Source organism: Luteibacter sp. dw_328, assembly GCF_018449605.1.
GTDB lineage: Bacteria > Pseudomonadota > Gammaproteobacteria > Xanthomonadales > Rhodanobacteraceae > Luteibacter.
On sequence record NZ_JAAVUW010000012.1, the window covers coordinates 1 to 9,543 of the forward strand.

General features: G+C 62.9%; 9 protein-coding genes and 1 tRNA gene. 8 read left to right on the top strand and 2 right to left on the bottom strand.

What is annotated here, in order from left to right; translation table 11 throughout:
• Nucleotides 1-196, top strand: a 196-nt coding sequence (locus HB634_RS22640) for a hypothetical protein (RefSeq protein ID WP_213950212.1), incomplete at its 5' end; no start/stop codon positions are given.
• Here the strand turns inward: HB634_RS22640 and HB634_RS22645 are convergent.
• Entirely contained in the window at nucleotides 185-2,602 is a 2,418-nt protein-coding gene (locus HB634_RS22645) for a TonB-dependent receptor (RefSeq protein WP_213950213.1), read from the bottom strand. The two genes, HB634_RS22640 and HB634_RS22645, sit on opposite strands and share 12 nt — an antisense overlap.
• Nucleotides 2,603-2,941: 339 nt before the next feature.
• On the bottom strand, nucleotides 2,942-3,487 hold the full coding sequence (locus HB634_RS22650; protein WP_213950214.1) for a MarR family winged helix-turn-helix transcriptional regulator: 546 nt from the start codon (nucleotides 3,485-3,487) through the stop codon (nucleotides 2,942-2,944).
• A 110-nt stretch (nucleotides 3,488-3,597) separates the two neighbouring features.
• On the opposite strand from HB634_RS22650, the gene HB634_RS22655 reads away from it, so the two are divergent.
• The 7 genes from HB634_RS22655 (at nucleotide 3,598) to HB634_RS22685 (ending at nucleotide 9,481) form a co-directional block, all read left to right on the top strand.
• Nucleotides 3,598-4,398 carry an SDR family oxidoreductase gene (locus tag HB634_RS22655; RefSeq protein ID WP_213950215.1) on the top strand — a complete coding sequence of 267 codons (801 nt, stop codon included), beginning with the start codon at nucleotides 3,598-3,600 and terminating at the stop codon, nucleotides 4,396-4,398.
• Between the two features lie 72 nt (nucleotides 4,399-4,470).
• Entirely contained in the window at nucleotides 4,471-5,382 is a 912-nt protein-coding gene (locus HB634_RS22660) for a LysR family transcriptional regulator (RefSeq protein WP_063571120.1), read from the top strand.
• 114 nt (nucleotides 5,383-5,496) lie between these two features.
• A complete protein-coding gene (locus HB634_RS22665) occupies nucleotides 5,497-6,009 on the top strand; it encodes a hypothetical protein (protein ID WP_157503899.1) in 513 nt (170 codons plus the stop codon).
• Between the two features lie 37 nt (nucleotides 6,010-6,046).
• Complete coding sequence (locus HB634_RS22670) at nucleotides 6,047-8,164, top strand: FUSC family protein (protein WP_255548790.1); 2,118 nt, start codon at nucleotides 6,047-6,049, stop codon at nucleotides 8,162-8,164.
• Entirely contained in the window at nucleotides 8,154-8,354 is a 201-nt protein-coding gene (locus tag HB634_RS22675; RefSeq protein ID WP_213950216.1) for a DUF1656 domain-containing protein, read from the top strand. The genes HB634_RS22670 and HB634_RS22675 overlap by 11 nt, the downstream gene beginning before the upstream one ends.
• 8 nt (nucleotides 8,355-8,362) lie before the next feature.
• The gene (locus tag HB634_RS22680; protein ID WP_213950217.1) at nucleotides 8,363-9,391 is read left to right on the top strand and encodes an HlyD family secretion protein; all 1,029 of its coding nucleotides are present in this window, start codon (nucleotides 8,363-8,365) and stop codon (nucleotides 9,389-9,391) included.
• A 14-nt stretch (nucleotides 9,392-9,405) separates the two neighbouring features.
• A tRNA-Ala gene (locus tag HB634_RS22685) sits at nucleotides 9,406-9,481 on the top strand.
• Nucleotides 9,482-9,543 lie beyond the last annotated feature (62 nt).

A 9,543-nucleotide genomic window follows, 5' to 3' on the forward strand; every position in this document is an offset into this window, starting at 1 on the left:
TCCGGTACGAAACGCGGAGGACGTGTCTGAGCAGCGAGGGTGGGCACCGAAGGCTCTGCGCCGCCACTTCTACACGCCGAAGGCTCTGCGCCTCACCGCCTTCAGCGTCCCCGGCATTCCCCGAAGAACCAAAAAAAAGGCCAGTCCCTCACGGGACTGGCCTTTCATGTGCAGCAAACAGCGCTTAGTTGAATGACGCGCCGAACGTGATCATGAACGCACGCGGCTGAAGCAAGCCATAGGTCGGCGAACTGGTGTACAGCGAGCCCTGCGTGGTCGCAAGGAACTGCGCCGAGCTGACATACGAGAACGCCTTGCGATCGGTCAGGTTGCTCAGGTTGACCTTGATGTAAGGCGACTTGAGAGCCTCCCAATCACCGAAGCGGTAGCCACCGGCGAGGTTGAACTGGGTGAAACCACCCACGCGCTCGGTGTTGAGGTAGTCACCGTACAGCGAGCTGGTGACGCGCGCGGACAACGTAGCCCACAGGTGCGCGCCATCGTCGTAACCGATGCTCACGTTACCGATATTGCGGGCGGTATCGGGCATGGTCTTGCCATTGGCCGGATAGATGCCGTCGCCGCCGCCGTCGATGTTGCCGACGATCTTGGCCTGGGTGTAGGTGTACGACGCATACGCCGTCCAGTACGTGTTCAACTTGTAGCTGGCTTCGGAGCTGAAGCCCTGCATGTGCATGCGACGGATCGACGTGTAATACGTGTAACCCGTCGTGTCGTCGAATGCGCTTTCCTGCTTGTTGTTGTAGTTGCTGCGGTAGACGTCGGCGCTGACCGAGAGCGCGTCACCGTAGAAACGCCAGCCGAGGTCCGTGTTCCAGGCCGTTTCCGGCTTGTTGGCGGCTTCCTGGTTGGCCAACGAATTCAGCAGGAGCACCGTGTTCGGCGGTGCGCGGAAGGTCTTGCCGCTGCCGATGTAGAACTGGTTGCGCTCGTCCATCTGGAACTTGATGCCTGCCGTCGGCAGCACCTTGTGCCAGTTCTTGTCGACGTCCGTCGTGAACTGCTGCTTGGTGACGGCACCGGCGATCGAACCCGGATATTCCTGCGCGAAGCCCGTACGGTTCGTCCACAGGTAGCTCACGCCCGCGGTGAAGGTCCAGTAGTCGTTCGGCGTCCAGTTGTCGGTGAGGAAGCCCTTCTTGATCTCGGTGTTCGTGTACTCGTTGTACACCTTCTGGCCAAGACCACTCTTCGGGTAGAGCACGAAGGCGTCATCGCCCCAGATCGACGCCGGCGTGCCTTCGCTGTTCACCAGACCATAGAGATCCGACTGGCTCTTGCGCGAACGCTCGTACCACACGCCGTATTCGAGGCTGTTGTCCTGACCGAGGTCCTGGTTGAACTTGGCGATGATGCCGGGACGATAGGTGAGTGCGGCCGAGTACGAATAGACCACGCCCTTGTCGGCGCCGGAGACGACGCCATTGTTGTTCACGTCCTGATTGGCGAAGCCGAAGCGATCCGCACCCGTCGGGCTCTCGGTCACCGTCGCGCCGGCACCGCCGCCGCCATTGCCATACCAGAAGTAAGGCACGACGGAGAGGCGCAGGCTGTCGGTGAACTTGAACTCACCGTCGAGGCTGGCCATGTAGCTCTTGAACGGGTTGGTACGCAGGCCGTAGTAATACGTGTTGTTGTTGATCGCGGCGGTCGAGCTACCCGGCAACCACGTGTTCAGGTAGTCGTAGTGGTAACCGTTCTGCGCTACCTGCGCCTTGGTCAACGAACGGTAGTTGATGTTGTTCTCGCGGTTGTACTGCAGCGAGGCACTGATCGAGTTGTTGTCGTCGATCGTCCAGACCGACTTGCCGTCGACCTTGGTCACTTCCATGTCGCCCGGGCCACGCCACTTGTCGGCGGTGTTCCGCGAGTACGAAATCCACGAACGCACCGGACCGGTATCACCCGTGTTGAGGCGGATAAAGGTGCGGCGGTAATCGTTGTTGCCCAGGCTCTGGGTGAAATCCACGCCAGCCTTGTGCGAAGGATCGATCGTCGCCCAGCCGATGTGACCACCGCTGGCGCCGGAATCGGGCATGTCGATATCCGGGATGCCCTGGAGCACCGTGATGTCACCCATGTTCTCGCTGTCACCGTACTCGGTCGCGTAGACCGAGTAGCTGCCCGAGTCGGTGATCGGCGCGCCGTTGAGCGTCATGCCGATGTCCGACGAATCGAAGCCGCGGATCGTGTAGTGGCCGTTGGCCAGGCCGGTGACGTCATCCGTCGCGGCGTTCACGCCAGGGATCGAGCCGATCATCTGGGTGAAGTTCGCGCCAGGCGAGGCCTTGACGATGGCGTCGCGGGTAATCGTCGAAACCGCCTTGGCTGCCGTCTGTACCGACATCAGGCCGGCACCGAGGGTGAGGCTTTCCGCCTGCACCTGCACGCTGCTCATCTGCTGCACGCGGCGCGTATCGTTGGAGGTCGTCGTGTTCGACGTGCTCGACGCGCTGCGCTGTGCAGGCGTCTGCGCCGTGGTCGTCGTCTCGGACTGGCCCGTTGCATCCTGTGCCCAGACCGAACCCGCGGTCATCGAAAAGACGACGGCGATCGCCATGGAGAGATGGTTTCTTTTCACTGGAGTTTCCTGAGTTACAAGGGTTGAATCGTTATCCGCAGTTAACCGCTCGATACTATCTTTCGATAATCGAAGGTTCGTGCGATGTCTGCTGTCATTTCTGCGTAATACCTGCTGTAACACGCAAGTTCTCACGCCTTCCCTAGGCATAAAAAAGCCCAGTCGACGGTGACCGGGCGGATATTGCGAAATCAGTTTTATTTTGCGGCTAATCGCACGAAATAATGCGTGCGTATTCGCTACCCCTGAAGATTCTCATGCTTATTTTACAGCATATTTACAACGACGCCATTAGGCGCTCGTGGCTCTTCACATAATGCCGCGAAGCGGTTGGCCGTGTTAGCGGACTTTTCCGTCGTCGGCGCCATAAGCAATAAGAAACTCGTCAGAAGAGACATAGTCCGCGACCGCCCGCAGAGCCGCAGCCGACTCGCTACCGAGCACCTTCTCGACCTGCTGGTTGGCGACCGCCCAGTGCTTGAGTGCGCGATGGAGCAGACGGCTGCCGTCGGACGTCAACGCGGCGCGTTTGGCTCGTTTGTCGGTCTCGTCCGGCAGCAGTTCGATCAGGCCATCCCTGACGAGAGGCCTCAGCGCGTGTGTCACGGCGGAAATCTGCAGGGCGAGCTTCGTCGCCAGGTCCTGCAGTGTCGGCACTTGCCCGCCATTGGCGGAGGCCAATCGCTCGATCTCCGCGAGTAGCCCGATCTGCGTGGCCTTCAGACCGACCGGCTCGAGCGCCTCGTCATAGAGACTTCCCAGTCGGCGTGCTGCCCGCCTCACGGCGGTGTTCGTGCAAGCGACGGCAAGAAAAGCGCTCAGTTCCGCCCCGGCCTTGTCCGCCACGGTGGAATGCGCGCCCGGTTTTTTGGAGGTTTTCGCCATGAGGCAAGGATGGTTGAGCACTGAAGCATTGACAAGCCGCAAGTCTAGCATATAGTTGAGCCCTCAACATCTTGATTGAGCCCTCAACTGTTAGATCACGGAGTAACCCCATGTCCTCTTCCAAAAAAACCGCTGTCGTCACGGGTGCCTCCTCCGGCATTGGTGCCGTCTACGCCCAGCGTCTGGCCGCTCGCGGCTACGACCTCGTCCTGGTGGCGCGCCGCGCAGAACGCCTGGCCTCGCTCGCCGAACAGCTCACCAAGGCCCACGGTGTGGATGTGCGCGTGCTCGCCGCCGACCTCGAGAAAGAGGCCGATGTCGCCAGGGTGGAAGCTGTCCTCAAGAGCGATGCCAGCGTGCAGATGCTGGTCAACAACGCGGGCCTGGCACGCCTGCGTCCGTTACTGGACACCTCGGTCGACGATTCGCTGCAGCAGGTGGCCTTGAACATCACCGCCCTCACCCGGCTGACGCAGGCCGTCCTGCCCGCGTTCGTGTCGCGCCACGAAGGCACCGTCATCAACGTCGCTTCCGTGCTCGCGGTGCATTCGCTGCCGATCAGCGCCGTCTACAGCGGCACGAAGGCCTACGTCCTGGCCTTCACCCGTGGCCTGCAGGCCGAACTCGCCGATAGCGGCGTCAGGATCCAGCTGGTCCTGCCCGCCTCCACTGCTACCGAGATCTGGTCTGAAGAGGTTTCCGGTATCCCGCTGTCCGCGCTGCGCCAGGAATCCATCATGAGCGCCGAAGACATGGTGGACGCCTCACTCACGGGCCTGGACAGCGGTGAGACCATCACCTGGCCGTCCGTGGCCGATGAGGGCCTGTGGACTGCCTACGACGGCGCGCGCGCCGCGCTGTTCGCTGCTACCCAGACCGGTACGCCCGCGCCGCGTTATACCAAGGGGTAACGCCCCAGGACACGGGGCGCCAGGAGCCCTGCCCGGTTCTTGGCGCCCGTGAAGGCTGCTAATATTCCGCTCGTGAAACCTCATCGATTCGGCGATATCGCGGCCTTCGTCGCCGTGGTGAAAGCGGGAAGTATCACCGCCGCCACGAACTCACTCGAACTGACCCGCTCTGCCGTCGGCAAGAGCATCGTGCGCCTGGAAACCCAACTGGGTCTGCGCCTGCTCAACCGCACCACACGCAAGCTGAGCCTGACCGATGAAGGCGCCGTGGTCTACGAGCGCTGGCGTCAGATCCTGGACGAACTCGAAGACGTCGACGCCACCATGGCGCTACGTCGCAGCCAGCCGACCGGCACGCTCAAGTTCCTGATGCCGCCCACGTTCGGGCAGCGTCATGTGCTGCCGGTGCTCCATGCGTATCTCAACGAGTGGCCGGCGCTTCGTGCGGAGCTCTGGTTTACCGATCGCTTCGTCGACCTGGTCGAGGATGGTTTCGACCTGGCGATACGCATCGGTGAGCCCAAGGAAGACTCGCAGATGCTGACGCGTACCGTGGCGTGGCGGCAGTTCGTCGTGTGTGCGTCGCCGGACTATCTGGCGACGCGCGGCGTTCCCCAGACGCCACGCGACCTGGTCGGTCACGACACGATCATGTATGCCGTCGGTGAGCAACCGCGGCCCTGGCGCCTCTACACGGACGAGGTGCCGTATGCCTACGAGGGGCCCGCGCGTCTGGACATCGACAGTTACGAGGTCATGCGGGAAATGGCCCTGGCCGGATTCGGCCTGACGTTCCTGCCGAACTACATTCTCGCCGACGAGCTGCGCGCGGGCACGCTTGTCGAAGTATTGCGTGCCCATCGCCCGCCACCCGATCCCATTCGGCTGGTCTACCCAAGCAGGCAGCACCTGGCACCTCGAACGCGGGCGTTCATCGATCTGCTTGCCCAGCGATGGGAATCAGGAGCGCCCTGGGAGACGTAACCAAGGCACGGTATTGGGGACGCGCAGGCCCGGATGAAGATCGTCTCGCGTGGTATATCCGGCGCGCGCAGCGGCAGACACTGTCGCATCGCAACTGCCTCAGTGCCGCTCCCCATGAAAACATCAATTACCGTTTGCGCGCTATTCGCGGCCGCCCTGTTAGCCGGCTGCCAGGCGACCACCGACGCACGATGGACGACAGCCAACGACACCGTCTATCGCTGGGAGCACGCGCTACCCACCCTGCCGGTCGAAGTGCGCGGCCAGCTTCCGAACGTCACCCACGAGCAGATCGCGCAGGCCTTCCCCCATGCACTCCCGGTGCGTGAACCTGCCGACCATTCGGCCGCGCGCCTGGTCGTGGACGCAGGTAGCGATGCGCCGCCTGCGGACGACAGCTACTGCGCAACGCCAGCCCCCGGCCAGTCCGGTCGCGTTTCCAGAACGCCATTTGCACTCACCATGACGATCTGCGACGGCACGCGCCTGGTGGCGTCATCGCGCTCCCTGGTCGACCCCGGCAAGAGCACCGTCGAGAATCTCCCTCGCCAGATCGACCGCCTGAAGAACCTGATGCTGATCGGGATCGACGGCAGCCCCGCGCAGCTCGTTCATATCCAGAGCTGAAGCGCGGCTTTTCCGAACATTCATCAGGGGGACGGCGTTGACCGCCTTAAACAAACCCTGGCTTGCCGACTTTCTCATGGGAGAACGGCAGGCCTGGATCTTCGTGTTCAAGTGTCTGCTCGCGTTCTATGTCGCGGCGTGGCTGTCCATGTTGCTTCAGCTGGAGCAGCCGGCGACGGCGATGGTCACGGTAGCGCTCGTGATGCATCCGCAAAGCGGGATGGTAAGGGCCAAGGGCTTCTATCGCGCTATCGGCAACGTGGCGGGAAGCCTCTGCGCCTTGCTGTTGATCGCGGCATTCCCACAGCAACGGGAGATGTTCCTCCTCGCCCTCTCGCTGTGGGTCGCGGGATGCGCTGCCGGCGCCATGAAGTACCGCAACTTCATGTCGTACGGATTCGTCTTGTCGGGATACACGGCCGCCATCGTGGGTCTGCCTGCGATCAGCGATCCGACCCACGTCTTCGACGCGGCGGTGATGCGCGTGAGCGAAGTGTTGCTGGGTGTCATCGTCGCCGGCGTGATAAGCGACGTGGTATGGCCCGACCGCCTTGGCGACGTACTTCGGCGTAGCCGGCGCGAACAATTCGAACACTTCATCGCCCTGGCCAGCGACAGCCTCCACGGCTCGATGCCACGGGCGGAGATGGAGCGCGCAAACCTTCGCTTCGTACGTTCCGCCGTGCAGATCGAAGACCTTCGCTCATCCGTCATTTTCGAAGAGCCCGAGACACGCGCGCACAGCAGCCGCATGCAGCTGCACAATCTACGCTACATGGCGGCGGCCACGACGTTCCAGTCACTTCACCACCTGGTCGACCGGCTGCAGCGCAATGGACATCCGGGAACGCGCGATGCACTGGTCCGTCTGTACGGGCCGGTCACCGATGCGTTGTCGGCATCACCTTCGGAACGCGTCGCACCGCATGTGCTGGCTGTCCGGCTCACTGCGTGCGAAGCCGAGCTGCCGACGTTCGCGACAACCCTCCGCAACGCCCTTCGACAGGTCCCGGACCTGTTGCGGGAATTCGATAGCGGCGCCACGCTGGTCTACCGCTTCGCCAGTGAATTGCGCAACCTCGCCGTGCTCGAGGCGAGCCTGCGCAAACCTCGGGGACGTATGCCCGGCGACATCGAGCGCGTGGACTTCAAGCGCGCCAACGACTACGTCGCGCCGTTGATCACCTTCGTGAGGGGCTTCCTCGCCCTGGCCGTGCTAAGCCTGTTCTGGATCAACACAAGCTGGTCCTCGGGTCCCAGTGCGTTGCTGACCGCCTCGTACTTCTGCGGTCTGCTGGCCACGTCATCGTCGCCGGTCTCTGCAGCGATCAACATCTCGATAGGCTACGCACTCGGGATGGCCGGCGCCTTTGTCGTCGCGTTCTACCTGATGCCCGGTAGCGATGGCTTCGTGATGCTGATACTCGCCTCCATGCCGTTGATGTTGATAGGGCCCTACCTGCTGACGCGCAACGCGACCCTTCCCGGCATGGGCACAGGCTACGTCATGAGCTTCGCCGGCATCCTCGCCCTGAAGAACCCGATGGTCTACAACCCCGAACAGTTTCTCAACGACGCGATCGGCTCGTGGTTCGGTGTCGTCGCCTGCGGCGTCGCGTTCATGCTCATTCCCACTGTCATCGGTACGGACTGGCTGCGCAACCGACAGCTACGGAAGCTGCGTGAACAGGTCTCGTTCGCCGCGTCCGCACCGATGATCGGCTTGCTCTATCACACCGAGAGCACTCATCGCGATCGGCTCCACCAGATCGTGCAACACAGCAAGCCCGATAGCGATGACATGCGCGGGCTTCTCGCGTGGGGCCTGGCCGTGCATGAAAGCGTACGCGCCGTCATCGAGCTGCGCCAGGACATGCAGCATGCGGACCTTCCGCCACCCCTGAAGGACATCATGCAACGTGCCGTGACTTCGCTGGCCAGGCTCTATGACGCACCCGACACGCGACGCTGGCAGGATGCCGACGGCCTTATCGGGCATGCCATCACCCTGACCACCCAGGCGCTCCCGCAGGCCTACTCCAGCTGCCAGCCACCCCTGGCGCACCTCCTGCAACTTCGCGCGGCGCTGCGCGATAACGAATCTCCCCTCGCCGCTTTCATCGTCAACACCACAGAGCCTCCCCATGCCGCGTGACATCGATCTCGCGGGCGCAACCGTCCCCGGCTTGCTGCTCATCTACCTCGCCTGCCTTGTCGTGCAATGGCTGCTCGATACGATCGCCGGTCGCTACGGCTTGTTTCGTTATGTCTGGCATCCCGCCCTGTTTCGGGTCGCCCTGTTCTTCTGCCTGTTCGGTTCGATCGGACTGCTGTTGTATCCCTGAGTACCCCTATGAAGATCGGGCTCCAATCCTTGCTCCGCCTCGGCATCACCGCCGCGGTCGTTTCCCTCGCGCTGCTGCTCGGCCGGGGTTTGTGGAATCACTACATGTATTCGCCGTGGACGCGCGACGCCCGCATGCGCGCCGAGGTCGTGCGTATCGCACCGGATGTTTCGGGCCTGGTGACCCGGGTCACCGTGGTCGACAACCAGGAGGTGAACAAGGGCGATGTCCTGTTCGAGATCGATCCCGAGCGATTTCGCTTCGCCCTGCAACAGGCCGAGGCAGACCTTGCGGCGGCCAGGGCCAGTGCACGCGCCGCCGGCGCCAACATCGATGCCGTGCTGGCCAGCGCTGATGCGCGCCGCACCGAATACGACATGCGGCAGGAACAGGCCACGCGTCGTCAGGCCCTTGCCGACCTGATCCCGAAGGAAGAACGAAACAACGCCAAATCGGTTGCCGATTCTGCGATGGCCGCATGGCGGCAGGCACAGGCCAGTGGCCACCAGGCCGGCGCCGCGCGCGAGCAGGCCGTGGCGGCGGTCGCACTCGCACAAGTGGCCGTCGATCGCGCCAGGCTCGACCTCCAGCGAACCGAAGTGCGCGCGCCCGTCGATGGCTACGTAACTAACCTCGACGTACGCGCGGGCGACTATGCGGCGACGGGCAATGCGTCCGTCGCGCTGATCAATCGCCACGGGTACTACGTCTACGGGTACTTCGAAGAGACCAAGCTGCCCGGTCTGCACGTGGGTGAACCGGTCGACATCCGGCTGATGAGCGGCGGCATCCATTTTGGTGGCCACATCACCGGCTTCGCCCGCGGCATCACCGACCGGGACAACCCGACCGGCAGCGACTTGCTTGCCGACGTCAACCCCACGTTCACCTGGGTGCGCCTGGCACAACGGGTGCCGGTGCGGATTGCGATCGACGAGGCCACGGTGCCAAAGGGCGTCATCCTGGCAGCCGGCATGACCGCGAGCATCGAGGTCGGCGCCTGTCGACCTCTTGGCGACCGTAAAAACCCCTGCTAACATCAGGCGCTAGTGGGGCCTTAGCTCAGCCGGGAGAGCGCGTCGTTCGCAATGACGAGGTCGGGGGTTCGATCCCCCCAGGCTCCACCACTTATTGAACGCATTGAAGCCTCGAAGACCATCGTCCTCGAGGCTTTTTTGTGGTCGCTTTG

Bases quoted from the DNA above. Each gene is read 5' to 3' on its own strand.
- HB634_RS22675 (WP_213950216.1), top strand. From the start codon at position 8,154: ATGCCGCGTGACATCGATCTCGCGGGCGCAACCGTCCCCGGCTTGCTG.
- HB634_RS22655 (WP_213950215.1), top strand. From the start codon at position 3,598: ATGTCCTCTTCCAAAAAAACCGCTGTCGTCACGGGTGCCTCCTCCGGC.
- HB634_RS22680 (WP_213950217.1), top strand. From the start codon at position 8,363: ATGAAGATCGGGCTCCAATCCTTGCTCCGCCTCGGCATCACCGCCGCG.
- HB634_RS22665 (WP_157503899.1), top strand. From the start codon at position 5,497: ATGAAAACATCAATTACCGTTTGCGCGCTATTCGCGGCCGCCCTGTTA.
- HB634_RS22650 (WP_213950214.1), bottom strand. From the start codon at position 3,487: ATGGCGAAAACCTCCAAAAAACCGGGCGCGCATTCCACCGTGGCGGAC.